This is a genomic window from Shinella sp. R2-11 (assembly GCF_055330205.1).
Map to the genome: position 1 here is coordinate 245,841 of NZ_JBVAPC010000003.1, position 25,330 is coordinate 271,170.

The 25,330-nt window shown below is 65.7% G+C and carries 22 protein-coding genes and 1 pseudogene; 8 read left to right on the forward strand and 15 right to left on the reverse strand.

The window, feature by feature from the left end:
* Positions 1-190 precede the first annotated feature (190 nt).
* The 9 genes and pseudogenes from ACZ1A1_RS09580 to ACZ1A1_RS09620 all read right to left on the reverse strand — a co-directional run bounded on the left by ACZ1A1_RS09580 (position 191) and on the right by ACZ1A1_RS09620 (position 10,200).
* Entirely contained in the window at positions 191-1,447 is a 1,257-nt protein-coding gene (locus tag ACZ1A1_RS09580; RefSeq protein ID WP_463619723.1) for an ABC transporter permease, read from the reverse strand.
* On the reverse strand, positions 1,444-2,130 hold the full coding sequence (locus tag ACZ1A1_RS09585) for an ABC transporter ATP-binding protein (RefSeq protein WP_463619724.1): 687 nt from the start codon (positions 2,128-2,130) through the stop codon (positions 1,444-1,446). Before ACZ1A1_RS09585 ends, ACZ1A1_RS09580 begins: the two co-directional genes overlap by 4 nt.
* 3 nt (positions 2,131-2,133) lie before the next feature.
* Positions 2,134-2,598, reverse strand: a complete 465-nt coding sequence (locus ACZ1A1_RS09590) for a hypothetical protein (RefSeq protein ID WP_463619725.1) — start codon at positions 2,596-2,598, stop codon at positions 2,134-2,136.
* A gap of 136 nt (positions 2,599-2,734) precedes the next feature.
* A complete protein-coding gene (locus ACZ1A1_RS09595) occupies positions 2,735-4,489 on the reverse strand; it encodes an alkaline phosphatase (RefSeq protein ID WP_463619726.1) in 1,755 nt (584 codons plus the stop codon).
* A gap of 95 nt (positions 4,490-4,584) precedes the next feature.
* Positions 4,585-5,406, reverse strand: a complete 822-nt coding sequence (locus ACZ1A1_RS09600; protein WP_313195409.1) for a carbohydrate ABC transporter permease — start codon at positions 5,404-5,406, stop codon at positions 4,585-4,587.
* Positions 5,403-6,290, reverse strand: coding sequence for a carbohydrate ABC transporter permease (locus tag ACZ1A1_RS09605; RefSeq protein ID WP_463619727.1), 888 nt, complete (start codon positions 6,288-6,290; stop codon positions 5,403-5,405). The genes ACZ1A1_RS09600 and ACZ1A1_RS09605 overlap by 4 nt, the downstream gene beginning before the upstream one ends.
* A gap of 174 nt (positions 6,291-6,464) precedes the next feature.
* Positions 6,465-7,793 carry an extracellular solute-binding protein gene (locus ACZ1A1_RS09610; protein ID WP_463619728.1) on the reverse strand — a complete coding sequence of 443 codons (1,329 nt, stop codon included), beginning with the start codon at positions 7,791-7,793 and terminating at the stop codon, positions 6,465-6,467.
* Positions 7,790-9,358: pseudogene (locus ACZ1A1_RS09615) on the reverse strand (putative N-acetylmannosamine-6-phosphate 2-epimerase). Before ACZ1A1_RS09615 ends, ACZ1A1_RS09610 begins: the two are co-directional and overlap by 4 nt.
* A 95-nt stretch (positions 9,359-9,453) precedes the next feature.
* Entirely contained in the window at positions 9,454-10,200 is a 747-nt protein-coding gene (locus tag ACZ1A1_RS09620) for a GntR family transcriptional regulator (RefSeq protein ID WP_463619729.1), read from the reverse strand.
* Between the two features lie 189 nt (positions 10,201-10,389).
* On the opposite strand from ACZ1A1_RS09620, the gene ACZ1A1_RS09625 reads away from it, so the two are divergent.
* From ACZ1A1_RS09625 to ACZ1A1_RS09650, 6 genes are all read left to right on the forward strand, one after another.
* Complete coding sequence (locus ACZ1A1_RS09625) at positions 10,390-11,112, forward strand: FadR/GntR family transcriptional regulator (protein WP_463619730.1); 723 nt, start codon at positions 10,390-10,392, stop codon at positions 11,110-11,112.
* On the forward strand, positions 11,109-12,281 hold the full coding sequence (locus tag ACZ1A1_RS09630) for a PLP-dependent transferase (RefSeq protein WP_463619731.1): 1,173 nt from the start codon (positions 11,109-11,111) through the stop codon (positions 12,279-12,281). The genes ACZ1A1_RS09625 and ACZ1A1_RS09630 overlap by 4 nt, the downstream gene beginning before the upstream one ends.
* 38 nt (positions 12,282-12,319) lie before the next feature.
* Positions 12,320-13,579: an ABC transporter substrate-binding protein gene (locus tag ACZ1A1_RS09635; RefSeq protein ID WP_203317906.1), complete on the forward strand. Its 1,260-nt coding sequence runs from the start codon at positions 12,320-12,322 to the stop codon at positions 13,577-13,579.
* A gap of 82 nt (positions 13,580-13,661) precedes the next feature.
* Positions 13,662-14,585 (forward strand): carbohydrate ABC transporter permease, encoded by a 924-nt coding sequence (locus ACZ1A1_RS09640; protein WP_463619732.1) that lies wholly within the window; start codon positions 13,662-13,664, stop codon positions 14,583-14,585.
* Positions 14,586-14,589: 4 nt separating this feature from the next.
* Entirely contained in the window at positions 14,590-15,423 is an 834-nt protein-coding gene (locus tag ACZ1A1_RS09645; protein ID WP_234188070.1) for a carbohydrate ABC transporter permease, read from the forward strand.
* Positions 15,424-15,434: 11 nt separating this feature from the next.
* Positions 15,435-16,502, forward strand: coding sequence for an ABC transporter ATP-binding protein (locus ACZ1A1_RS09650; protein WP_463619733.1), 1,068 nt, complete (start codon positions 15,435-15,437; stop codon positions 16,500-16,502).
* On the opposite strand, the gene ACZ1A1_RS09655 is transcribed toward ACZ1A1_RS09650, so the two are convergent.
* The 5 genes from ACZ1A1_RS09655 to ACZ1A1_RS09675 form a co-directional block, all read right to left on the reverse strand.
* Positions 16,503-18,134: an FGGY-family carbohydrate kinase gene (locus ACZ1A1_RS09655; RefSeq protein WP_463619734.1), complete on the reverse strand. Its 1,632-nt coding sequence runs from the start codon at positions 18,132-18,134 to the stop codon at positions 16,503-16,505.
* A gap of 64 nt (positions 18,135-18,198) precedes the next feature.
* On the reverse strand, positions 18,199-18,927 hold the full coding sequence (locus ACZ1A1_RS09660; RefSeq protein ID WP_119255754.1) for an SDR family oxidoreductase: 729 nt from the start codon (positions 18,925-18,927) through the stop codon (positions 18,199-18,201).
* Between the two features lie 25 nt (positions 18,928-18,952).
* Positions 18,953-20,203: a sugar ABC transporter permease gene (locus ACZ1A1_RS09665; protein ID WP_463619735.1), complete on the reverse strand. Its 1,251-nt coding sequence runs from the start codon at positions 20,201-20,203 to the stop codon at positions 18,953-18,955.
* Entirely contained in the window at positions 20,200-21,021 is an 822-nt protein-coding gene (locus ACZ1A1_RS09670; protein WP_119255756.1) for an ATP-binding cassette domain-containing protein, read from the reverse strand. Before ACZ1A1_RS09670 ends, ACZ1A1_RS09665 begins: the two co-directional genes overlap by 4 nt.
* A 73-nt stretch (positions 21,022-21,094) precedes the next feature.
* Positions 21,095-22,141 (reverse strand): ABC transporter substrate-binding protein, encoded by a 1,047-nt coding sequence (locus ACZ1A1_RS09675; RefSeq protein ID WP_313195423.1) that lies wholly within the window; start codon positions 22,139-22,141, stop codon positions 21,095-21,097.
* Positions 22,142-22,425: 284 nt separating this feature from the next.
* Between ACZ1A1_RS09675 and ACZ1A1_RS09680 the strand changes: the two genes are divergently transcribed.
* Positions 22,426-23,445 (forward strand): LacI family DNA-binding transcriptional regulator, encoded by a 1,020-nt coding sequence (locus ACZ1A1_RS09680; RefSeq protein WP_463619736.1) that lies wholly within the window; start codon positions 22,426-22,428, stop codon positions 23,443-23,445.
* A 94-nt stretch (positions 23,446-23,539) separates the two neighbouring features.
* Here the strand turns inward: ACZ1A1_RS09680 and ACZ1A1_RS09685 are convergent, their stop codons facing one another.
* A complete protein-coding gene (locus tag ACZ1A1_RS09685) occupies positions 23,540-23,701 on the reverse strand; it encodes a hypothetical protein (protein WP_313195425.1) in 162 nt (53 codons plus the stop codon).
* Positions 23,702-24,078: 377 nt separating this feature from the next.
* On the opposite strand from ACZ1A1_RS09685, the gene ACZ1A1_RS09690 reads away from it, so the two are divergent.
* Positions 24,079-25,320, forward strand: a complete 1,242-nt coding sequence (locus tag ACZ1A1_RS09690) for an AGE family epimerase/isomerase (RefSeq protein WP_463619737.1) — start codon at positions 24,079-24,081, stop codon at positions 25,318-25,320.
* Positions 25,321-25,330 lie beyond the last annotated feature (10 nt).

Consider the following 25,330-nt stretch of genomic DNA (forward strand, 5'->3'; position numbering starts at 1 on the left):
GGCAGTGGCGCGCCCTTACCGGCGCGGGACTGCTCGGATCGTCCGGCGGGGCCGTTGGCAGCCGCCGTCGTCATCGTCGTCGTCGTATTTGCGCCTTACGCGCGCTTTTGCGAAAAGAAAAGCGGAATTTTGAGGCAGGCAGGCACGTAACGATATCAAATTCTCGTGCTGTGCTTCCTTTGCATGGCAATCAGGCCCGAAGGGCCCGCGCCGGGCTGAGGCGAAGGGCTGAAACGGCCGGCACGAGCGAGACCAGCACCGCCAGGAACAGGAACCAGAGGGCGAGGGGAATGTCCTCGCGCGCGAACTCCACGGGCATGCGGACGGCGGTCGTCGCGGCCAGCGAGGCGGAGATCGCCTCGGCGGCGGCATAGCCGGCGGCAAGGCCGAGCGCGAAACCGGCAAGGAAGAGCACGAACAGCTCGCCCCAGACGATGGCCAGCACCGAGCGCCGCGGCGCGCCGAAGGCCCGCAGCGCCCCGATCTGCCGCTGGCGCGCCCCGACATGCATGACGGTGACGAGCAGGATGGCCGCGATGACGATCACCTGCGCCCCGTTGGCGATGGCAAGGAGGAGGCTTCGCGCATCGCCGAGCGTCGCATAGAGCCGGGTCAGCACTTCGGCCGGAAAGACGGCGAGCGTCGTCTCGCCGCGATATTCCTGCCGCAGGCGATAGGCGTCGGCGACCGTCTTCGGCTTGACGAGAACGGCCGGGACGCCGGGTGTTGCGGCATCGAAATGCTCGTCGAGGCCAGCATTCGCATCGACATGGGCTTCGTGGTCGTGATCATGATCCTCGTGGGCTTGACCCTCATGATCGTGATCCTCGTGGCCGGCCTCTTTCTCCATGCCATGCAGTTGCCAGACCGCACGGATCGGCACGAGGATCGCCCGGTCCCATGCCGTGCCCGTCGGCGCCATCCGGCCGGTCACGGTATAGGCGATTTCCGTATGGGTATGGCCGCCTTCGTCGGCGGCGCCGTGCATCGGCTTGATCTCCGCGCCGAGCCGCTTGGGCACGTCCGCGCCGACCACGGCCTCGCCGAGGCGGGTGAAAAGCGCGCCCTCGGCAAGCGCGGGCGAAAGGGCGGAGACGAGTGTCGTCGTCGTGCCGACGACCGGATAGCCATCCGCCGAATCGCCGAAGCCGACCGGCGCGGCGAAATCGACGCGCGGATCGTCCGATAGCTTGGCGAGCACGCCGCCCGACATCAGCGGCAGGGGCGAGGGCTGGAGGAAGACGGCCGAAAGGGCAAGCTGGGTCTCGCTGCCGGCGGCTCCGACGAGAAGGTCGAATTTTTCAGCCGCCCGCGCGCTGCCGAGCCGCACGGCGCGCTCCTGCAGCGTGACGGTAACGCTGAGCGCGACGGAAAGCGCGATCAGCACCACGACGGCGAGAGCGCCCGCCTTGAAACGGCGAAGGTCGGCGAGGATTAAACGGATCATGCTGCAAGCGCCTCCGCGCTGTCCTCGACGATCCGGCCGCCGGCAAGGCCGATGCGCCGGTCGAGCCGCTCCATCAGGGCGGGATCGTGGGTGACGGCGATCAGCGTCGCCCCTTCCGCCCCGGCAAGCTGCACGAGGAGGTCGGCGACGGCCTCGCCCGTGCGCCCGTCGAGGCTGGCGGTGGGCTCGTCGGCGACGATGACGCCGGGCCTTGCCAAGAGCGCGCGCGCCACGGCGACGCGCTGCATCTCGCCCCGCGACAGGGTCTCTACGGCCTGCTGCGGACGCGCGATACCGACTGTGTCGAGGAGCCGGAGTGCCCGTTCGCGCTCGGCCGACTCCAGCCGCCGCGAAAGGCGGATCGGCAGCACGACATTCTCCAGCGCCGAAAGGCCGGGAAAGAGATGAAAATCCTGCATGACGAGGCCGACATGGGCCGCGCGGAAGGCATCGCGCCGGCCCGTCGGAAGACGCGTGATGTCCGTTCCGCCCCAAGAGACCGTTCCGCCGGTCACGCGCTCAAGGCCGGTGATCGCATTCACCAGCGTGCTCTTGCCCGAGCCGGATGCCCCGGTGACCGCAAGCTGCCCGCCGGCCGGAACGTGGAGGCGGCCGATGGCGAGGACCGGCGCTTCGAGGCCGGGAAAGCGCATGGTGAGATCGGCAATGTCGAGCGAAAGCATGGGTCAGACCGTATCGAAGGAGGCTTCGCGCAGGCGAAGCTGGCTGACGAAGCCGGTTTCCGGGTCGATCCAGGCGCCGTATTCCAGCACGCCTTGGGCCTCGATCGGGGCGTTGTACTGCACGAAGGTCTGCCTGCGTGCGAGATAGACGACGAGGATGTTGTCCGGCCAGTCCGCATCGGAAGAGCAGAAGGGGCAGAGCGACATCGGGATTTCGGTGAGGACGAAGAAGTTCGCTTCCGCCTTCAGCGGCGGCGCCATGAAGCCCTTCACGGCGACGTCCGCGCCGTTCAGCCGCTTCACCTTGTCGGAAAATTCGAGGCCGAGCACGCCGAAGCTCTTGTAGAGCTCGCCGAAGCCGAGCTTTTCCGCCGCGCGCGCCGGATGGGCGAGGGGAAGGGCGGAGAAGGCCGCAAGCGCTCCCAGAACCTGCCGCCGCTTGAACATCTGTCGCATGATCGTCTCCATGGTCGGCCCCTCATCCGCCTGCCGGGCCTTCTCCCCGCGTGGGGAGAAGGAAGGGGTGAAACCGCTTTGCCGCCACCCCACTCCTTGCGGAAAGGGGTGGCAGCGGGACGGGGGACTTTCCCCCGGTACAGCCTGACTACTTCTTCGCCGCGCCGAGCGCGAAGGCGTCGGCCAGCACGCGGTAGACGTCGCTCTGTTCCATGTAGCCACGGAAGCCTTCGGCACCTGGGCCTGTGGCCTGGAGCACGATGTCGTCGACGGCGTGGACGCCAGTGTCCTCGTCCTTCGGGATATTGCCCTCAACGAAGACCGCGCCGGGCACATCCTTGTAGGCCTCGTTGGCGACATATTCCTTGTTCTCGTTCTGGATCGCCGGAACGAAGGGACCGTCGAGCTTCGGACGGAAGGTCTCGTAGTGGTCCGGGCCGTTGTTGGCGGCCATGAACAGGCGGCGCGAGACGTCGACGCGGTCCGGATAGCCGTCGCCGTCCTTGTCCTCGTAGTTCGGGAAGCCGGCATTATCGTAGGTGCCGACCTTCTCGCGCATTTCCATGCCGGGCTTGTCGTCGTCGACCGTGCCGATGATGGCGACGCCGTGCGTGTGGTCGCCGGTGACGACGATCAGCGTATCGGGGTTCTTGTCCGCGAATTCCCGGGCGACCGCCACGGCCTTGTCGAACTCGATGGTCTCGACGAGGGCGCGGTCCCAATCGAGCGGATGGCTCATCTTGTCGACCGAGGCGCCTTCCACCATCAGGAAGAAGCCTTCCGGGTTCTTCGAGAGCTTGTCGAGCGCGGCCCGGGTCATGTCGACAAGGCCGGGCTGGTTCGGGAACTTGTCGACGGTGCCCTTCTTGAGGAATTCACGGTCGAGCGTCACGTCCATGTTGCCGGTGTGGAAGAGGCCTAGCAGCCTGTCCTGGTTCGAGCCGGCGGCAGCGGCAAGCTCGGTCTTGTCGGTCGCCAGCGCATAGCCGGCATTCTTGAACTCGGCGATATAGTCCTTGTCGTCCTTGCGCTTGGAGCCCGGTACGTCCTTGGAAAGGAAGTAGGCCGAGCCGCCGCCGAGGATGACGTCCGGCTGGACGTCGAACATCATGCCGACGATCTCCTCCTTGTCGGCGCGCTTGCGGGTGTGGGCGACCACCGCTGCCGGCGTCGCATCCTCCAGCTCGGCGGTCGAGACGATGCCGATGGACTTCTTCGTGGTGCGGCGCAGGGCTTCGGCGATGGTCTCGACCTTCGGGTCGTCGAGGCTTGCGGGCGTGCGGTCGGCATAGACGCCGAGCGCGTTGACGCGCGCCTTGTGGCCGGTCATGTAGGCCGACATGGTGTTGGCGCTGTCGGTGGCGATCGAATGGGTCGAGGAGGTGCCGATGAAGGCGACCGGCGGGATGTCGTCCATGGCGAGGCGGCCGTTCGCCTTGCCCTCGGTCATGCCCTTGGACATGATTCGCGCGCCCGTGCGGTGGGCGACGGAAAGGCCGTCGGCGACGAGGAAGATGATGTTCTTCGCCTTCGGCTCGGCGGCGGTCTCGTAGACGTCCCAGTTCACCGACCTGGTCTCGCTGCCGGCGGAAACCTCCACCTTGTAGGCGCCGGCCGCGGCGACGGAAAGGTCGCGCAGGATGAGGGCGGAGCCGAGGACCTTGTCGTCCTTGTCCTTTTCTTCAGCAACGAATTCAGCCTTCTTGCCGAAGACGGTTTCGTAGTCCTGGCCGTTGACGGTGATCTTGACGTCTTCCGGCTTCACGACGGCGTCGAACTCGACCTTGAAGTCGAAGGGGGAGCCGGCGAGGATGGTCGCGCGGTCGAGCGGGTAGACGGTCGCGGCATTCGCGGCGCCTGCGAGCATCGTTGCCGATGCGAGAGCGAGGAGGAGTTTACGCATGGGAGGGCCTCTCTTGAGCGGTGCGTTACCCCCTGCGCATAAGAAGCCTACATGACGTGCGTATTACAGTTGGCCATCCGCTGTGGACAACCGGCCTATCCCTTCACCGCGCCCGCCGTCATCGAGCCGCTGATCTGGCGGTACATGACGAGGCCGAGCAGGAGCGGGGGCAGGGCGCCGACGATCATCACCGCGGAGGCGACGCCCCATTGAACCCCGCCGCCGCTCGCGGCGAAGAAGAAGGAAGCGCCGACGGTGATCGGCACGGCCTTGGAGGTCGTCAGCATCAGGCCGAAGAGGAATTCGTTCCAGGCGGTGATGAAGCCGAAGATGAGGCTCGTCACGATGGCCGGGCGGCAGACGGGCGCAAGGATCGTCACGAGGATCTGGAAGCGGCTCGCCCCATCCACCAGCGCCGCCTCGTCCAGCTCCTCCGGCACGTCGTTGATGGCGTTGACGAGGATGACCAGCACCAGCGGCAGGTTGACGATGGTGAGGATGAGGCCGAGGCCGATGAGCGTATCGAGCAGCGCCAGCCACTGGAACATCATGTAGAGCGGAATGGCGAAGATGATCAGCGGCACGGCGCGCAGGTTGACGATGAGCGGCAGGAGCGTGCGCTCGCCGAGCTTGCCGCGGGCGATGGCATAGGCGGCCGGCAGCGCCAGCACGACCGCAAGCCCGGTCCCGATCAGCGAGACGGCGAGGCTGTTGAAGAGATAGAGGAAGATGTTGAGCCGGTCGCTGACGGTGAAGACCGTGGCATAGTTCTCCAGCGTCGGCGCCTTGATCCAGAGGCCGGGATTGGCGGAAAGCTCCCGCGCGCTCTTCAGCGAGGTGACGAGCGTCACGAGGATCGGGAAATTGAGGGCGAAGGCGGCAAGGGCGAACACGGCCCAGCGAAGTGCTCGGATCATCGGCCTTTTCCTTTGCGGCGGGCGGCATAGGCGTTGAGGCCGTAGAGCACCACGAAGGACGCGGCGAAGAGGATCACCGAGGCGGCGACCGCCTTGCCGATCGCGCCCTGCTTGAAGAAGGCCTCGTAGATATAGATCGACAGCGAGGCCGTGGCTCCGCCCGGGCCGCTGCCGGTCAGCACATAAACATTGTCGAAGACGCGGAAGCCGTCGATGAAGCGGATGAGGAGCGCGACGGCGATGGTCGGCATCATCAGCGGCAGTTCGATATCGCGCAGGCGCTGGAAGGGGCTGGCGCCGTCGAGCGTCGCCGCCTCGGTCACCTCCACGGGGATCGCCTGGTAGGCCATGTAGAAGAGCAGGAGCGCGAAGGGCGTCCATTGCAGCGTCTCGATGGCGACGAGCGTCCAGAAGGCGGAATCGACGCCGAGGAAGGAGATGCTGACCCCGAAATAGGCCCAGAGATAATAGGGCACCGGGCCGACGAATTCGTGCAGCACGAGCCGGTACATGAGGCCGACGAGGGCAGGGGCCACCATCAGCGGCATCATCAGGATCGCCAGCAGCCAGCTTCGCTTCTCGATGAGCGGGGAAAGGAAGATGGCGAGGAACAGGCCGAGCGCGCATTCCAGCAAAGCGGTGAGCAGGCCGAAGCGCAGGGAGAACCACGTCGCCCGCCAGAAGGCCCCGTCGGTGGCGACCGCGACGAAATTGCCGAAGCCGGAAAGCGTCGGCTGGCGCAGCGTCTCGAAGGTGACGTCGGAGACGGAATAGATCAGGTTGACGACGGCCGGGAAGCCGAGGAACAGCAAGAGGAAGGCGACGAGCGGCGTTGCCAGCATCCGGAAGGCGGGGGCCTCGATCTGTCTTCTCGTTGTCGCCATCGTGTCCTCTTCGCGATAGTCGGGCCAAGACCCCCTCTGCCTGCCGGCATCTCCCCCACGAGGGGGGAGAAGGAGGAGGCTTGCTCACCGTTCAAAATTGAACGCTGAGAGTGCGGCACGGTAAGCCCCTCTCCCTTGTGGGGAGGGGTTGGGGAGGGGTCTTCCCACCCGAACCTACTGCTTCAGCAGTTCCGCCATGCCCTTCTCGGTGTTGGCGAGGGCATCGTCGAGCGACTGCTGGCCCGACCAGTAGCCGGTGAACTCCTTGGCCTGGAGCTCATAGACCGAGAGCGCTTTGGCGGAGGTGCCGCCGGTCATGACATAGCCGTATTTGCCGGCGAATTCGCCGAGCTTGACGAGGTCGGGCCGTTCCTTGGCGACCTCGGCCACCACTTCGGGCGTCAGGGCCGGCGCGCCGTTGTTGCGGGCGTAGACCAGCGCGGCTTCCTTGGAGGAGAGCCATTTCAGGAACTTCACCGCGCCGTCCTTGTGCTCGGCATTCTTGTTGAGGCCGAAGCCGAGGCCGTGGATATGGGTGAAGCGGCCGGCTGGGCCGGAGGGCGGGGCGACGGTGTCGGTGACTTCCGCGACGGTCGGCGACTTCTCCTTGCTGGTGAGGTCGCTTGCCGCGGCGTTCCATTGCAGCATCGCCGCCACCTGGCCGGAGGCGAAGGCGGCATTGGCTTCCGCGAATTCGTAGGAGAGCGAATCGCGCGGCGTCGCACCGTTGTCGTAGAGCAGCTTGTAGATTTCGAGACCCTTGCGGTAGGCGTCGGAATTGACCGTGATCTTGCCGCTCTCGTCCATCCAGTCGCCGCCATAGGCGCGCGGCACGGACTGCCAGACCATGATGTTGAAGAGGAGGTTCTTCAGCTGGAGCACGGTGCCGTAGCGCGTCGGGCTATCCGGGTTGACCGCCTGGGTGAAGTAGAGCGCGGTCGCGGCATAATCGTCCCAGGTCCATTCGTCCGGCATCTTCGGCTCGAGCTTCTTGCCGAGCAGCTTTTCGGAGATCTCGCCGTATTTCGTCTTGGCCGCATCGTCCTTCATCAGCGCGTCGATGAGGTCCGTGCGGTAATACATGAAATGCGCGGAAAGATCGGTCGGGACGCCGTACTGCTCGTTCTGGTACTGCATGGTGGCGAGAACCGCGTCGCCATAGACGGCTTTCGCGTCGTCGGAAAGCTGGATCGGCTCCATGAAGGGCGCATAGCGGCCGATGGAATAGGTCGCGAGCAGGTTGACGTCGAAGGCCTTCGAGCCGGCGGCAAGGTCTGCCTGCAGCTTGTCCCAGAAGCCGTCGCGGTTGAAGAACAGCAGCTCGACCTTGTCGGCATCCGCCGTGTCGGGCTTGGCGTTGTAGGCATCGGCGGCGGCGCGCAGCGCCACTTCCTCCGGGCCGCCCGGCCAGCCGAGCACCGTGACCTCGGCCAGCGCGGGACCTGCCAGCAGGCCGAGCGCGCAGGCGGTATAAAGTGCCTGTTTCATCTTCGCATAGATCATTGTCCGTTCTCCCTCATGGTTGCCGGGCGACGTTGCGCCAGGTCTGCGATGCCGATGACTCCCGCATTTTCCGCAAGAGCGGCGGTATGAAGCGAAGGCTTGAGGCGCGGTGGCACGCTTTCGAGCGCCCGCTCCATCGCGGCAAGATAGCCTTCCGCAAGCCCGATGCTGCCGCCGATGACGATGCGGCGCGGATCGAGCGCGAGCTGCACGTTGCGGCAGAGATTGGCCGCCTGCCGGGCCGAGGCCTCGACGATGGCTTTCGCCCAGCCTTCTCCCGCATACGCGGCGGCGAAGACCTCGCGAGCCGTGGCATCCGGCGCGTGCGTGGCCGCCTGCGCAGCGATCCAGCGGCCGGAGACGCGATCCTCCAGCGTCTCGTCCGGATGGTCGAGGTCGCGGAACTGGCCGAAATGGCCGCCGAGCCCGCCGAGAAGCCGCGCGCCGATGACGATGCCCCCGCCGATGCCGGTTGAGATGGTGAGGAACACCATGTCCTCACGCCCGCCCGCGCCGAAGGCATATTCGCCCCAGGCGGCGGCCTGTGCATCGTTGGCGGCGAAGACCGGCGCGTCCGTGAAGCGGGCGACGGTTTCCACCAGAGGAAAGCGGTCGGGGATATCGAGCGTCTTGCGGTTCAGCGCCGACCAGTGGCCATCGTCGACAATGCCGGTGACGGCGACACCGACCGCATCATAACGGCCCCGCCAGCCTTCAACCGCGGCAAAGAGTGCTGCGAACCAGTGGGCCGGATCGCCATCGGCCGGCGTCGGCAGGCGCACGGTGTCGAGAACGCTCGTGCCATGCACCAGCGCCGCCAGCATCTTCGTGCCGCCGACATCGATTGCGAGGATGGCGTCCGGCGCGGCCATGGTTCAGGCCCCGCTCGCCTGCGCATCGTCGAGCGCGCTGCGGAACCAGGAGGTGACGTGCTCCGGCCGGGTGATGGCCGAGCCGACGACCACGGCATAGGCGCCGGCCGCATGGGCCTTCGCCGCATGGTCGGTCGTGCGCACGCAGCCTTCGGCGATGACATAGGGCGTCAGCGCCCGCATCCCGCGCATCAATGCGAAGTCCGGCTCCGTGGGCTCGACCGGGCCGGTATAACCGGCAAGCGTCGAGCCGACGATCTCCGCGCCCTCGGAAAGCGCCCGCTCGGCATCGGCAAGAATGGAGCAGTCCGCCATGGCGACCTTGCCGGCCGCGTGGATGCGCTCGATCAGCGCGCGGGTGGAGACGGGGCGCACCCGGTCGGTAGCGTCATAGGCGATGATATCCGCGCCGGCGGCAGCCAGCGCCTCGACATCCTCGATGAAGGGGGTGATGCGGACGGGGGAATCGTCGAGATCGCGCTTGACGAGGCCGATGATCGGCCGGTCCGTCGCGGCGCGGACGGCCCGCACATAATCGGCGGATTCGATGCGCAATGCGATGGCGCCGCCATCGAGCGCGGCGAGCGCGAAGCCCACCACCATGGCCGCATTGTCCATGGCGCCGCCCTTGACCGGCTGGCAGGAGACGATCAGGCCGTTTTCGAGCTGACTGAAATCGAATGGCACCCGCATCCTCCCGGCTTAGCCGCACGTTCGCCTGTCCTTGCGATCAGGACGGGTCGACGGTAGCAGGATGAAACCGGAATGCAACAGGAATTAAACTGGTATTATCGCGTCAGCTCGATGACGAAGTCGTAGACGTCGCCGCGATATTTCGTCTGGGTGAACTCGACGATCTGGTCGTCGGCAAGGAAGCAGCGGCGTTCCATGGTCAGAAGGCTGGTGCCTTCGGGCGTTACGAGCAGCCGGCGTTCCTCTTCCGTCGCCGGCTTTGCCTGCATGCGCTGCATGGCGCGCACGGGCATGGCGCCATGGGCGGCAAGATATTCGTAGAGCGAGGCGCCGATGGCGTCCGGATCGGGAACGAAGCGGGCGGGCAGCGTCGCGGTCTCGATGGCGATCGGCATGGTATCGGCCGTGCGCAGGCGCCTGAGCCGCACGACCTTCTCATGGCCGGGAATGCCGAGCGCCATCATCTCGGCGGGCGAGGGGCGGCTGATTTCCCGGGAAATCCAGACGCAGCCGGGCTCCAGCCCGCGCGAGCGCATGTCCTCCGAAAAGCTCGTCATCATCGCGAGCGACTTTTCGAGGCGGGAGGAGACGACGGTCTTCGCCCCCTGCCGGCGGTCGAGCAGGCCGTCGGAAACGAGGTTGTCGATGGCCTTGCGCACCGTGACGCGCGAAAGGCCGAGGCCGGCGCTGAGGTCCCGCTCGCTGGGGATCACCGCGCCGCGCTTCAGCACGGATTCGTCGATGGCGGTCTTCAGCGCGCGCCCGAGCTGGCGATAGAGCGGCTCGCCGCTCGCAAGGGAAACGAGCCCGGCCAGAAATTGAAGGGTCGCCTGATCGCTCATGGGGCACCTGTCGTCATGGGGATTCCCTTATGCAATATTTTTTCCCGGTGTTGAACTGGTATTATTCCGATGAAGCCGAGCGCGTCATTCAGCACTTTCATGCACCCGCTTGACAGACGAAGTTCGCCGCATAATGCTAAGATGTCAGACCAATTCGAGAAGCTGGCACGAAACAGGGGAATTGGCGTCATGCCAATCGGAACTCGCGACAGGCCGCAGATCGCGCCTTTGCCGCCCATCGACAGGGCGCGGCAGGTGACGGAGGCTTTGGCCTCCTATATCGACCGGGCGAGCCTTCAGGCAGGCGACCGCCTGCCGGCCGAGCGCGAGCTCATGGCGGCGCTGGCGGTCGGCCGCTCGACCATCCGCGAGGCGATCCGCCATTTCCAGGCGCTCGGCGTCATCGAAAGCCGCAAGGGCAGCGGCACCTATCTCCTGAAGCCGGTCACCACCGCCACCGTGCACATGCCGCTCTCCTTCGACGCGGCGCATTTGCGCGACGTGCTGCTCCAGACGCTGGAGGTCCGCCGGGGGCTCGAATGCGAGGCGAACATGGTGGCGGCGCGGCGGCGCACGCCGGAGGACCTCGCCATCATCGAGGCGAAGCTGGACGCGATGGAGCGCGTTCACATCGCCAAGGGCAGCTCCGGCCCGGAAGACCTTGCCTTCCACCTCGCCATCTACGACGCCACGCACAACCCGCTCTTCAAGCAGTTTCTCGAACAGATGCGCGGCGCCTTCGAGCGCTTCTGGGAAAAGCCGTTCGACCGTCCGGATTTCGCCCGCCGCTCCTTCCCGTTCCACCGCACGCTCTTCAATGCGATCGCCGCCGAGGACCCCGAGACCGCGCGCATCGAAACCCTCAGGATCCTCGAAGTCGTCGAGGAAGACATCAAGGAAATGTCCCGATGATCAACGGAGCCGATCCGTTCGACCTTGCCTCCCTCACCGTCGCCCACGATGCGGCGAACGCCTTCGACGCGGTGGTGCCGCCCATCGTCCAGACCTCGCTCTTCACCTTCGCCAGCTATGACGAGATGGTCGCCGCCTATCGCGGCGAGATCGTCCGGCCGATCTATACGCGCGGCCTCAACCCGACGGTGCGCGCCTTCGAGGAGATGCTGGCGAAGCTCGAAGGCGGCGAGGATGCGCTGGGCTTTGCCAGCGGCATGGCGGCCATTTCCTCCACCGTGCTCTCCTTCGTCGAGCCGGGCGACCGCATCGTTGCCGTGCGCCATTGCTACCCGGATGCCTTCCGCCTGTTCGGCACCCACCTGAAACGCATGAAGGTGGAGGTCACCTATGTCGACGGGCGTGATGAGGAGGCGGTCGCGAAAGCCCTGCCGGGCGCCAAGCTCCTCTATCTCGAAAGCCCGACGAGCTGGGTCATGGAGGCTCACGACGTCGGCGCGCTCGCCGCGCTTGCCAAACGCCACGGCGTTATCAGCGTCATCGACAACAGCTGGGCAAGCCCCATCTTCCAGCGGCCGCTGACGCTCGGCGTCGATCTCGTGCTGCATTCCGCCTCGAAATATCTCGGCGGACACAGCGACGTCGTTGCGGGCGTCGTCGCCGGCTCGAAGGAGCTCATCGGTCGCATCCGCGCGGAGGCCTATCCCTATCTCGGCGGCAAGCTCTCGCCCTTCGATGCCTGGCTCTTGGTGCGGGGCCTTCGCACCCTGCCGATCCGCATGAAGGCGCACGAGGCCTCGGCGCTCGACATCGCAAGGCGCCTGCAGGCGCTCGATATCGTCGGCACGGTCTTTCACCCGGCGCTCGCCAATCGCCTGCCGCCGGGGCTCACCGGCACGTCCGGCCTCTTTTCCTTCACCTTCCGCGAGGGCGTCGACATCCGCGCCTTCGCCGATCACCTCACCCTTTTCAAGCTCGGCGTTTCCTGGGGGGGACACGAAAGCCTGATCGTGCCGGGCGAGGTGGTTCTGCAACAGAAGGCCCAACCGAATTCCGCGCATGCCTTCGGCATCGATGCGCGGTCCGTGCGTCTCCATGTCGGCCTGGAGGGAACCGAGGCCCTGTGGAGGGATCTGGAAGCGGCGATGGAGGCCGCGACCGAAAACTGACGTCGAACGATCAATCAAAACGAAAAGAGGGAACGACCATGAAAAGACTTCTGACTGCGGCGCTTCTCACCACGCTGATGGCTTCCAGCGCGCTGGCCGATACCACGCTGAAGCTCGTCGAGGTGATCACCAGCCCCGAGCGCACGGAAACGCTGAAATCCATCGTCGGCAAGTTCGAGGCGGCCAATCCCGGCACCAAGGTCGAGATCATCTCGCTGCCCTGGGGTGAGGCGTTCCAGAAATTCGCGACCATGGTCTCGGCCGGCGAGGTGCCGGACGTCATGGAAATGCCCGATACCTGGCTGTCGCTCTACGCCAATAACGGCATGCTGGAGAGCCTGGAGCCCTATCTCGAAAAGTGGGAACACACGCCGGGCCTGACGGCGCGCGCCCTGGAACTTGGCCGCGACATCAAGAACACGGCCTACATGCTGCCCTACGGCTTCTATCTGCGCGCCATGTTCTACAACAAGAAGCTGCTGGCCGAGGCCGGCGTCTCCGAGCCGCCGAAGACGCTGGACGAATTCGCCGAAGCCTCAAAGAAGGTCTCGGCCCTGCCGGGCAAGTACGGCTATTGCCTTCGCGGCGGGCCGGGCGGCCTCAACGGCTGGGTGATGTTCGGCGCCTCCATGGCCGGCTCCAACAAATTCTTCAACGAGGACGGCACCTCCACCTTTAACAGCGAGGGCTGGGTCAAGGGCCTCACCTTCCTGATCGACCTCTACAAGAACGGCTATGCGCCGAAGGACAGCGTCAACTGGGGCTTCAACGAGATCGTCGCTGGCTTCTATTCCGGCACCTGCGCCTTCCTCGACCAGGACCCGGACGCGCTGATCGCCATCGCCGAGCGCATGAAGGCGGAAGACTACGGCATCATGACCATGCCGAAGGGACCGGACGGCAAGACCTTCCCGACCATCGGTTTTGCCGGCTGGTCGATGTTCGCCTCCAGCGCCAACAAGGACCTGTCCTGGAAATTGATCGAGACGCTCGAGGGGCCGGAAGGCAACATCGAGTGGAACAAGCGCACGGGCGCGCTGCCGGTGCACACGTCTGCGGAAAAGGATCCGTTCTATTCGAGCGAGCAGTTCAAGGGCTGGTTCGCCGAGCTTGAGGACAAGGATGCCGTGCCGACCGTGATGCCGACGCATCTGGAGGAATTCGCCTTCTTCAAGGATTCGCTGGTGATCAAGACCTCGCAGGAGGCCCTTCTCGGCGACATCACGCCGGAAGACCTCGCCAACCAGTGGGCGGACTACCTGACCAAGGCACAGCAGAAGTTCCTGGCGAAGCAATAACGCCGGGAACCGCCGGACGGAGAACGAGGCTCCGTCCGGCTTCTTCCACGAAACGCCCCGCAAGCCTGACGGAAGCGAGACGATGACCCATGCTGCCTATCACCCGGCCACGCGGCCGTTCAGAAAGCGGTTCGCCGATGCTGCGGAGCCCTATCTCTACAGCGCGCCGGCGCTGATCCTGATCGTCGCCGTGATGCTGGTGCCGCTGGTGCTCGGCATTTCCTACGCCTTCCGCGATATCCAGCTTCTTAATCCCTTTTCCGGCGGCTTCATCGGGCTTGATCATTTCCGGGCGCTGGGGCAGGACCAGGCCTTCTTCCGGGCCCTGCGCAACACGCTCTGGTGGACGGGCGCCTCGGTCTTCCTGCAATTCGTCTTCGGGCTCATCCTTGCGCTGCTGCTGGACAAGCCTTTTGCCGGCCGCGGGCTGGCGCAGGCGCTCTGCTTCCTGCCTTGGGCGGTGCCCAGCTTCCTTGCCGGCCTCAACTGGGCCTGGCTCTTCAACCCGGTGATCGGCCCGCTGCCGCACTGGCTGTATGCCTTCGGCATTCTTGACGCGCCCAACAACATCCTGTCCGATCCGCAGCTTGCCATGTGGGGGCCGATCATCGCCAATGTCTGGTGGGGCATTCCGTTCTTCGCGATCACCCTGCTTGCCGCGCTGCAGGCGATCCCGCGCGATCTCTACGAGGCCGCAAGCATCGACGGGGCAGGGCCGGTCCAGCGTTTCGTCTCGATCACGCTGCCGTTCCTCGCGCCCACCATCGCCATCACCATCCTCCTGCGCACCGTCTGGATCTCCAACTTCGCCGACCTCATCGTCGTCATGACGAATGGCGGGCCTGCCGACCGCACGCAGATCGTCGCGAGCTACATCTTCACCCAGGCCTTCAAGCGGCTGGATTTCGGCTATGCCTCGGCCATCGCGCTCGTGCTGCTCGTCCTGCTTCTCGTCTATTCGCTGCTGATCGTGCTTCTGCGCCAGACGCTGCTCAACAAGGACTGACGCCATGCGAACCCGCAAAATCGCCTTCACCGTCGCGCACCGGCTCGCAATCCTCGCCTATATCGCCTTCGCGCTCTTTCCGCTCTTCTGGCTGCTCAAGGTGTCGGTGACGCCGAACGACCTGCTCTACAGCGAAGGCGTGCGCATGTGGCCGTCGCGCGCGACGCTGGAGCACTATACCTTCGTCATCGCCCACAGCGCCTTCCCGACCTTCTTCAAGAACAGCCTGATCGTCGCGGGCTCGACCGCGGTGACGGTGACGATCCTCGCCTCGCTTGCCGGCTATGCGCTGTCGCGTTTCCGCTTCCGGGCGAAATACTGGATCGTCGCGCTGATGCTGATCACGCAGATGTTCCCGCTCGTCATGCTGGTCGCGCCGATCTTCAAGATGCTCTCGCCGCTCGGCCTCACCAACAGCCTGACCGGCCTCGTCATCGTCTACACCGCGTTCAACGTGCCGTTCGCGACCTTCCTCATGCAGTCCTTCTTCGACGGCATTCCGAAGGACCTGGAAGAAGCGGCGATGATCGACGGGGCGACGCAGTTCATCGCCTTCCGCCAGATCATCCTGCCGCTGACGCTGCCCGGCATCGCCGCGACGCTCGGCTTCGTCTTCACCGCCGCATGGAGCGAACTGCTCTTCGCGCTGATGCTGATCTCCGGCAACGACGCGGCGACCTTCCCGGTCGGGCTTCTTACCTTCGTCTCGAAATTCTCCGTCGATTTCGGGCAGATGATGGCGGCGGGCATTCTCGCGCTCATCCCGGCCTGCCTCTTCTTCCTGCTCATCCAGCGCTATCTCGTGCAGGGCCTGACGGCCGGCGCGGTCAAAGGCTGAAAGGACCTTCCATGGCTTCCATCGATATCGAGGGCATCCGCAAGAGCTTCGGCGCCTTTCCCGTGCTGCACGGCGTCGACCTCACCATCAGGGACGGCGAGTTCATCGTGCTGGTCGGCCCCTCCGGCTGCGGAAAATCGACGCTGCTGCGCATGATCGCCGGCCTTGAGGAGGTCACGGCCGGCGACATCCGCATCGACGGCAAGCGCGTCAACGATCTTGCCCCCAAGGACCGCGACATCGCCATGGTGTTCCAGTCCTATGCGCTCTATCCGCATATGAGCGTTGCCGACAACATGAGCTACAGCCTGCGCCTGCGCCGCTCCACCAAGGAGAAGATCGCCAGCGCCGTCAGCGGCGCGGCCGCGAAGCTCGGGCTCGACCCCCTCCTTGAGCGCCGTCCGCGCGCCCTTTCCGGCGGCCAGCGCCAGCGCGTCGCCATGGGCCGCGCCATCGTGCGCCAGCCGAAAGCCTTTCTCTTCGACGAGCCCCTGTCGAACCTCGATGCGCGCCTGCGTGAACAAATGCGCGCCGAAATCAAGAAGTTGCACGGCGATCTTCACGCAACATCCATTTACGTGACGCATGACCAGATCGAGGCCATGACGCTTGCCGACCGCATCGTCGCCATGCATGGCGGCGTGGTGCAACAGGTCGGTACGCCGCTCGATCTCTACGACCGGCCCGCCAACCTCTTCGTCGCCGGCTTCATCGGCTCGCCGGGCATGAATTTCTTCGAAGGACGCTATCTGTTGTCCGGCGATCACGCGGACGTGACGCTCGGAAACGGCGTGGCGCTGCCGGCCCGCAGGGTCGGCGGTATCGAATCCGGCGCACCGGCGACCCTCGGCATCCGCCCGGAGCATGTCGTCATCACGGAAGGCGGCGCGCTGGAGGGGAGGGTCGATCTCATCGAGCCGACCGGCTTCGGCATCATCATGCATGTGACGGTGCATGACGTACCGCTCAAGGTCTTCACGCTCGACCGCGCCATGCTGAACCCCGGCGCGACCGTCCGCCTCGACCTGCCGCGCGACAAGCTGCACCTCTTCGACGGCGAGGGCAGGCGGCTCGACTGATCAGCGGATTTCGCGTGCCAAGGCCTGCAAGCGCTTGAAGGCGTCGTAGCGCTTGGCGTGAAGGGCCTCGGTTTCCCCCCTCGCGGGTAGGTAACTGCGGTCGGTGGCCGAAAGGGCCGCCATGGCCGAGCGCACGTCGGGAAACGCCGCGCCGGCAACGCTGCCGAGAATGGCCGCGCCGAGCAGCACGGGCTCCTCCGACCGCGTGGCGAGCAACGGCTTTCCGGTCGCATCGGCCAGAAGCTGGCGCACGAGATCGAGCTGGCCCGCGCCCCCGCTGATGACGATCTTCTCGACCGGCGCTCCGGCCGCAGCCTGGGCGTCGATGATCTGGCGCAGGCCATAGCCGATGCCGCAGAGGCCGGCGACATAGAGCGAGACGAGATTGTCGATGCCACGCTCCATCCCTAGGCCGACGATGGCGGCGCGGGCATGGGGATCGGCGAAGGGTGCACGGTTTCCGAGGAATTCCGGAACCACATGCAGCCCGTCCGCGAGCCCCGCGACGCCGGAAAGCGTTTCCGCCTTTTCGGCGGCAAGTTCCGCCAGCAGGACAGGCAGGGAGAGGCCACGTGTCTTGGCGAGCGCAGACGCTTCGCCCGCCGCCGGGTGGAAGGAGAGAAGCTGCTCGATGGCAGCGCCCGCCGCGGACTGTCCGCCCTCGTTGAGCCACATGCCCGGCACCATGGCCGAGAAATAGGGACCCCAGACGCCCGGCACGAAGACCGGCTCGTGGGTGGAGGTCATGGTGCAGGAGGAGGTGCCGAAGACATAGCCGAGGCTGTTTTCCGGCGGGCCGTCGACGCCCACCGTGCCGATGCCGCCCGCATGGGCGTCGATCATGCCCGCGCCGACCGGCGTGCCGGCCGCAAGGCCGAGTTCCGCCGCCGCGCGTTCGGTGAGCCCCGCGCCGACCGGCGTGCCGGGCTCGACGACGTTCCGGCCGATGCGGGCGAAATCCTCCTCGGCGAGCACGCCGAGGCCGATGGCGTGGAAATAGCTCGGGTCCCAGCGCTTCTCATGCGCCAGATACGTCCATTTGCAGGTGACCGTGCAGGTGGAACGGGCAAGATCGCCCGTTGCGCGCCAGGTCAGGAAGTCCGCAAGATCGAAGAACTGCCAGGCCGCGTCGAAGACGTGAGGACGGTTTTCCTTGAGCCAGAGCAGCTTCGGCGTCTCCATCTCGGGCGAGATGCGCCCGCCGACATAGCGCAGCACCGCGTGCCCCGTCGCATTGATGCGCTCGACCTGATCGACCGCGCGGTGGTCCATCCACACGATGATGTCGCGTTCCGGATCCTCCGATGGGCCGACGGGCAGGGGCGTGCCGTCCTTGCCGAGAACGACCAGCGAGCATGTCGCATCGAAGCCGATGCCGGCGCAGTCCTCCGGCGAGACGCCGGCCTTGGCGACCGCCTCGCGCACCGATGCGCAGACGGCGGCCCAGATCTCGGTACTCGACTGCTCGACCATCGCGCCCGGCTCCCGGAAGAGCGCGATGTCGCGCTTTCCGGATGCCAGCATGCGGCCGGTAAGGTCGAAGAGGCCGGCCCTGGCGCTGCCCGTTCCGACATCGACGCCGACGAGGTAGCGTGCGCCGCCTTCGGGGCGTGCGGAGGAAGTGTTGCTCATGGGGTCTACCGCCTGCATTCGGGAATATGTCCGGCGAGCGGCCTCTTGCCGCCCGCCGCTTTCGTCAAAGGTCCACGCTGTTCGGCAGGATCACGAGGTCGCGGATCGTGACGTTGCGCGGCCGCGTCAGCATGAAGAGCACGGCGTCGGCCACTTCCTTCGGCTGCATCAGGCTGCCGTTTGCAAGCGCCTCGTCCATCTTCTCCTTCGGCCAGTCGTCGAGAAGGGCCGTGACCACGGGGCCGGGCAGGACCGCGCCGACGCGCACGCCATGCTGCGCCACCTGCCGGCGGGTCGAATGCACGAAGGCCTGCACGGCGAATTTCGAGGCCGTATAGATCGGCTCCCAGACGACCGGCACGACGCCGGCGATCGAACTGGTGAAGAGGATGTCGCCCGTCTTCTTCTCGATCATGTAGGGCAGCACCGCGTGGACCGAGCGGAAGGCCGCGTTGATGTTGAGGTTCAGCATGCGGTCCCAGGCATCCGGGTCGCCCTCGGCCACCGGCCCGCCGATATAGGCGCCGGCATTGGCGTGGAAGACGTCGAGACCGCCGGCAATGTCGAGGATGCGTGGCAGCATGCCGGAGACGTCGGACGGCTTCAAGAGGTCGACGACGAGGGGCAGGGCGTTCGGGCCGAGCTCCCTGCAGAGCTGTTCCAGCCTGTCCTGCGCGCGGTCGACGAGCACCACCTTCGCGCCTTCGGCGATCAGGGTGCGGGCGCATTCGAGGCCGATGCCGGAAGCGGCACCCGTGATGGCGGCGATCTTGCCCTTCATGAGGTCAGCCATTTCTGAAAACTCCATTGCGATAGTGTTATGCGCGGCCGTGGCTGACACGGGAGCGACGGGCGAGCGAGTCGACGATGACGGCGATGGCAAGGACGCCGCCGGTGATCATGTAGCGCAGCGAGGACGAAAGGTTGAGCAGCGTCAGGCCGTTCGAGATCGCCTGGATGACGATGATGCCGAGAAGGGCCGAATAGGCGCTGCCGCGGCCGCCGAAGAGGCTGGTGCCGCCGATGACCGCCGCCGCGATGGCGTTGAGGTTGACGTCGCCGGTACCGGCCTGCTGGCTGGAGGAGGCGAGGCGCGAGGCCGAAAGGATGCCGCCCAGCGCCGCCAGCGTCGAGCAGAGCACGAAGGCGCTCATATAGATGCGGCGGACATTGATGCCCGAGCGCCGCGCGGCTTCCTTGTTGCCGCCGACGGCGAACATGGAGCGGCCCCACTTGGTGCGCGTCAGCGCATAGTTGAGGACGATGGCGAGCGCGACGAAGAGGGCGAACATCCACGGAATGCCGCGGCCGAGGTTAAGGTAGAAGACGGCTGCTTCCAGAAGGACCGTCAACAGGACGGCCTTGAGGATCAGGGCGCGCATCGGCTGAGCCGAAAGGTTCGCGGCCAGGCGCTGGCTGCGGGTCCGAAGGCCCCGGGCGATCATGACAAGGCCGGGCGCGAGCGCCAGCGTGTAGGACAGCCAGTCGGGCATGATCAGGATCTGGCCGAAGCGCACCAGCGAGGAGGCATAGGGCAGGTTGATCGAGCCGGTCGGGCCGAGAATGTAGAGCTGCATGCCGAGCAGCGCGAGCAGGCCCGCGAGCGTGGCGACGAAGCTCGGCATGCCGAGACGGTTGTAGAGCGTCGCATAGAGGAGGCCGACGCCCGCGCCGACGACGAGGGCCGCGAGGATCGCGCCGACGATGGGCCAGCCCTGGTTGACCCAGAGCACGCCGACCATGGCGGAGGCGAGCCCGCTCATCGAGCCGACCGAAAGGTCGATCTCGCCGAGCACCAGCACGCAGACAATGCCGAGCGAGATGACGCCGACCGTGGCGCAGTCGAACAGCAGGTTCACCAGGTTGTTCGGCGCAAGGAAGATCGGGTTGAGCGCCGAGAAGACGGCCGAGATGACGACGAGGCCGACGGCGACCGGCAGCATGCCGAGATCGCCGGAACGGACCCGGTCGATGAAGCCTTTCGCCATGGCGGCGAGGCTGTCGTCGTGGCGCACGCGCTCGTCACTGCGGTCGAGCAGCGGCTGGGCATTGGAAGGGTTCTGGCTCATGCGGCGCCCCCATGGGTTTCCTGGACGTGTCCGGCCTTGCGATCGGCGCGGCGCGAAACGGAATTGTCGGTCGCGCCGGTGATGGCGGAAACGAGTTCCTGATTGGATGAGTCGGGTGTGAAGACCCCGTTGTTGCGCCCGAGGCGCAGCACGACGATGCGGTCAGCGACGGCGCGCACGTCCTCCATGTTGTGGCTGATGATGATGACGCCGAGGCCGCGGTCGCGCACGCGCTCGATGAGGTTCAGCACCTCGGCCGTCTGCGCGACGCCGAGGGCGGCCGTCGGCTCGTCGAGCATGATGAGCTTGGGATTGAGCAGCAGCGAGCGGGCGATGGCGACGGTCTGCCGCTGGCCGCCGGAAAGCGAGGCGATGGGCTCGCGGACGGACGGGATGCGCGCGGCAAGCTCGCGCAGCAGCGTCCAGGCGCGCACTTCCATCGCCACTTCGTCGAGCGCCCAGGGCGACATCTCGTGGCCGAGGAAAAGGTTCGCGACGACGTCGAGGTTCTCGCAGAGCGCCAGATCCTGGAACACGGTGGCGATGCCCATGTCGAGGGCCTTGGCGGGACTGTCGAGCGTCACCTGCTGGCCGCAGAATTCGACCGTGCCGGAGGAGGGCTGGTGAACGCCGGCGAGCACCTTGACCAGCGTCGACTTGCCGGCGCCGTTGTCGCCGACGAGCGCGACGACTTCGCCGGCCTGCACGTCGAGCTCGATATCCGTGAGTGCGGACACGGCCCCGAAATTCTTGGAAACGCCGCGAAGGCGAAGCACCGGCTCTCCCTTGGCGGGAGCATCTTGTAGCGTGGCTGTCATGGCCGCTGGAACCTTTGATCTTTTGACCGTCGATGTGCCCGGCCGGCGAGGCGGCCGGGCACGATCAATGCCGTTAGTTGATGATGCCGAGTTTGCGGCAACCTTCAACATATTCGCCGGTGCAGACTTCGTCCGGCTTGTTGATCCCCTTGTCGAAGATCTCGGCCTTGATGTTCTCGGCCGTCACCACGGCCGGAACGAAGAGCTGCGAAGGCGTTTCGTAGAGCTTGTGGGTGGCTTCCGGCATCTCGCCCTTGAGGAGCTTGACGGCGACGTTGGCCGCCGCGGCTGCAACGATCTCCGAGGGCTTGGAGATCGTGTTGTATTGGTCGCCCGAGATGATGAGCTGCAGCGCGGCGATGGTCGCGTCGTTGCCCGTCACCGGCGGCATTTCCTTGACGCCGGCGGCCTTCAGCGCCGCGATGGCGCCGCCGCCCGTGCCGTCGTTTGCCGCCACGATGCCCTTGATCTCGTCGCCGAAGCGGGTGATCTGGCCGGCTGCCCATTCCTGCGCCTTCGGCGGCGCCCATTCCGGCGTGTCGAATTCGGCAAGCGTCTTGTAGGGCGAGGCTTCGAGCGCCTCGTGGATGCCGTCGCGGATGAGGCCTGCGGCCGCATCCGTCGGCGAGCCATTGATTTCGAGCACGCCGGCGCCGTCCGGAACGCCCTTGGCCTTCAGGTGGTCGACTAGCGACTGGGCGATGGCCTTGCCGATGCCCTGATTGTCGAAGGAGACGTAGTAGTCGGCCGGCTTGTCCGGGATCGGACGGTCATAGGCGATGACCTTGACGTCCTGCGACTGGGCGATCTCGACGAGAGCCGCAGCCGCGGCGGAATCGACCGGGTCGAGAACGATGACCTTGGCGCCCTGGGCGATGACCGAGTTGAACTGCTGCTGCTGGAGCGCGACGTCGGCATTGGCGTTCTGATAGATCACCGTGCAGCTCGCGCACAGCTTTTCCATCTCCGCCTTGAAGCCCGGATAGTCGTGCTGCTCATAGCGGGTCGAGGCCTGGTCGGGCATCAGGAAGGCGACGGTGGCGTTTTCCTGGGCAAGGGCGGCGCTGCCGAGCGACAGGGCAAGGCCGGTCGAGGCGAGCAGATAGGTAAGCGTCTTCATTGGGTTCCTCCACGGTTGATTTTTCACAGTCGTATTCGCCGGCGACCTCAAGCCGCCAAGGGCGACAGCGCCCGACCGTCCCACGCACCATAAGCGCGCAGATCATCGTTCGCTGCGGCGATGCCGCAACGTCCGGCTGGTCGATGCTCCGTCTGACTCCTCCCTTGGGTCAGCCTTGCTGTTCAGGCAACTTCATCGATGGAGCAGCTTTGCTCAATCGATGAAGCAAGAATTGCCACCAATCCCCATTGGTGTCAAGGTGGCTCGCGAAACGGAGATGAAATGTGACTCGGACGAGCCCGCCGAAAAGGACCACGATCTACGATCTCGCTGAACTGGCGGGTACTTCCGCAAGTGCCGTCAGCGCCGTCCTGAACGGTAACTGGAAGAAGCGGCGCATCAGCGCGAAACTCGCCGAGAAGATCACCAAGCTCGCCGAGGAGCAGGGCTATGCGCTCAACATGCAGGCGAGCGTGCTGCGGCGGGAGCGTTCCAAGATCATCGGCATGATCGTGCCCAAATACGACAACCGCTATTTCGGCTCCATCGTCGAGCAGTTCGAGGCGCTGGCGCGGGAGAGGGGGCTTTTCCCGATCGTCACCTGCACGCGGCGCGATCCGGCGCTCGAGGTCGAGGCGGCGCGCGCCATGCTCTCCTACCAGGTGGATTGCCTGATCGCGACCGGCGCGACCGATCCCGACCGCATCGTCGACCTCTGCGCCGCCTCCGGCGTGCGCACCGTCAATCTCGACCTGCCGGGCTCGCGCGCGCCTTCCGTCATCTCGGACAATTACGGCGGGGCGCTGGAACTGACGCGCCGCGTGCTTGCGAATTGCGAAAGGGAATATGGCGAGAAGGCGCCGCTTCTCTTCGTCGGCGGGCGCGGCACGGACCACAACACGATCGAGCGCGTGCGCGGTTTCCGCGATGCCCATGCGCAGGCGGGCGTGACCGTCGACGAAAGCCTCATCATGACCTGCGGCTATGCGCCCGACAAGGCGGAGAAGGCGATGCGGCAGATGGCTGAAAACGCCAGCGTGCTGCCGCGCGGCATGTTCGTCAATTCGACGATCTCGCTGGAAGGCGTCATGCGCTGGATCCGCCGGTCCGGCCGCTATGCCGACGGCGTGCCGCATCTTGGCTGCTTCGACTGGGATCCCTTCGTCGCCATGCTCGGCGACCATATCGAGATGGTGCGGCAGGACGTGCCCAAAATGCTCGAAGCCGTCTTCGGCATCATCGACGCCGGCACGACCGACCCCGCCGTCATCCAGATCCCGCCGATCGTCGAGAAGATCGGCTGATCTTCGAGAGACTAGGGGGCCATAGCGAGGCGTCCGATATCGAGGGCGAAATCATCCACCGATCGCATAATCGGTATTATGGAACTTGAAGGCGTCAGCCCAGGAGGCCGAAGACCACGGCGCTGACGAAGAGGAAGGCGCCGGCCACGACGATGTTGTTGACGAGGATCTGCCGTTCGGCGCGGCGGGACCGCCTTGTGCCGGCAGGACCGAGAGAGCCGGAAGCGGAACGGCCGCCGAGGTTTACATTGCTCATCGCCATCATCCCTTGCTTGGGAGGCCGCGTTGCGGTCTCCTTCGGGTGCGGACATTGTCATCCTGTCCGTTTCCGGGTTCCAATATAGAGTATCCCTATAAGATTGGTAGGGTATTTTTTCTCAATTTTGCCGCAATTGTAAACGGGCGTTTCATCTTCTCTCCGAGAGGCCGCCGGGCGGGCAACATGACCGCCTCGCGGGTTGCGGCCCGGGTTTTTCTGGGCCATAAAACGCCTCCCACCTGTCGAGGCCAGCCGTCATTGCGAGCGTTGCGGGCCGTGCGTGATCAGCCACGCCACGGTCGTTTCTTCCGCGCTCCGGCAAGCGCCCGGCATCGGACACGACAATGCGGACCGATCAAAAAGGAGAACGCATCATGGGCGCAACGGGACATCTCGGCACGGCTTGGCGCGAACGCGACTATCACCGGCAATGGCTCTGGCGGGAAGCGAACAGACTGTTCGACTTCTTCCAGAACCGCGCCTTCAACCCGCTTGGCGGCTTCCATGAACTCGACGTCGAGGGCCGGCCGATCAATGCCGGCAATCCCGTGCGCGGCATCCATTCCACCGCGCGCATGGTGCATTGCTTCGCCATCGGCAGCCTGCTCGGCCGTCCCGGCTCGGACGACATCGTCGATCATGGCATGAAATATCTCTGGGAAAAGCATCGCGACCACGAGCGCGGCGGCTATCACTGGTCGCTCGACAATGCCGGCCTGCTCGATGCCACAAAGCAAGGCTATGGCCATGCCTTCGTGCTGCTGGCCGCCTCCAGCGCGAAGGCCGCGGGCCACCCCGACGCCGACCGCATGATCGCGGATATCACCGAGGTGCTGGAAAAGCGATTCTGGGAGGACAGCCACGGCGCGATCGCGGAGGAATTCGAGGCGGACTGGACGCCCATCCCCGGCTATCGCGGCCAGAATTCCAACATGCATCTCACCGAGGCCCTGATGGCCGCCTACGAGGCGACCGGCCAGAAGAGCTATCTCGACAAGGCCGAAAGCATCGCCGATCTCGTCATCCGCCGCCGCGCCGGAGAGAACGGTTTCCGCGTGCCCGAGCATTTCGACGAGAACTGGGTGCTGGACAAGGATTACCGCGGCAACGAGATGTTCCGCCCCTCCGGCACCACGCCCGGCCACTGGCTGGAATGGGCCCGCCTCGTGCTCCAGCTCCACGCCCTCGGCGGCCGCAGGCACGCCTGGATGCCGGATGCGGCCAAGGCGCTCTTCGCCCAGTCGGTCGCGCTCGGCTGGGATAAGGAAAAAGGCGGCTTCTTCTATACGCTCGACTGGAACGACGCACCGGCCAAGCGCAACAAGCTCTGGTGGCCGATGGCCGAGGGCGTCGGCGCTGCCGCCTTCCTCTGCGAACATCTGCCGAGCGACTTCCACGAGACCTGGTATCGCAGGATCTGGGACGGGATCGCCCGTCATTTCCTCGATCAGGATCGCGGCGGCTGGCATGAGGAGCTCACGGAGGATCTCGTGCCGAGCTACACCCTGTTCGCCGGCAAGGGCGACATCTATCATGCGCTCCAGGCCTGCCTCATTCCGCTCTATCCGGCGACGGGCAGCCTGACCAAAGGCATCGTCGAGGCGGGCAGCCGCTAAGGCTTGCCGG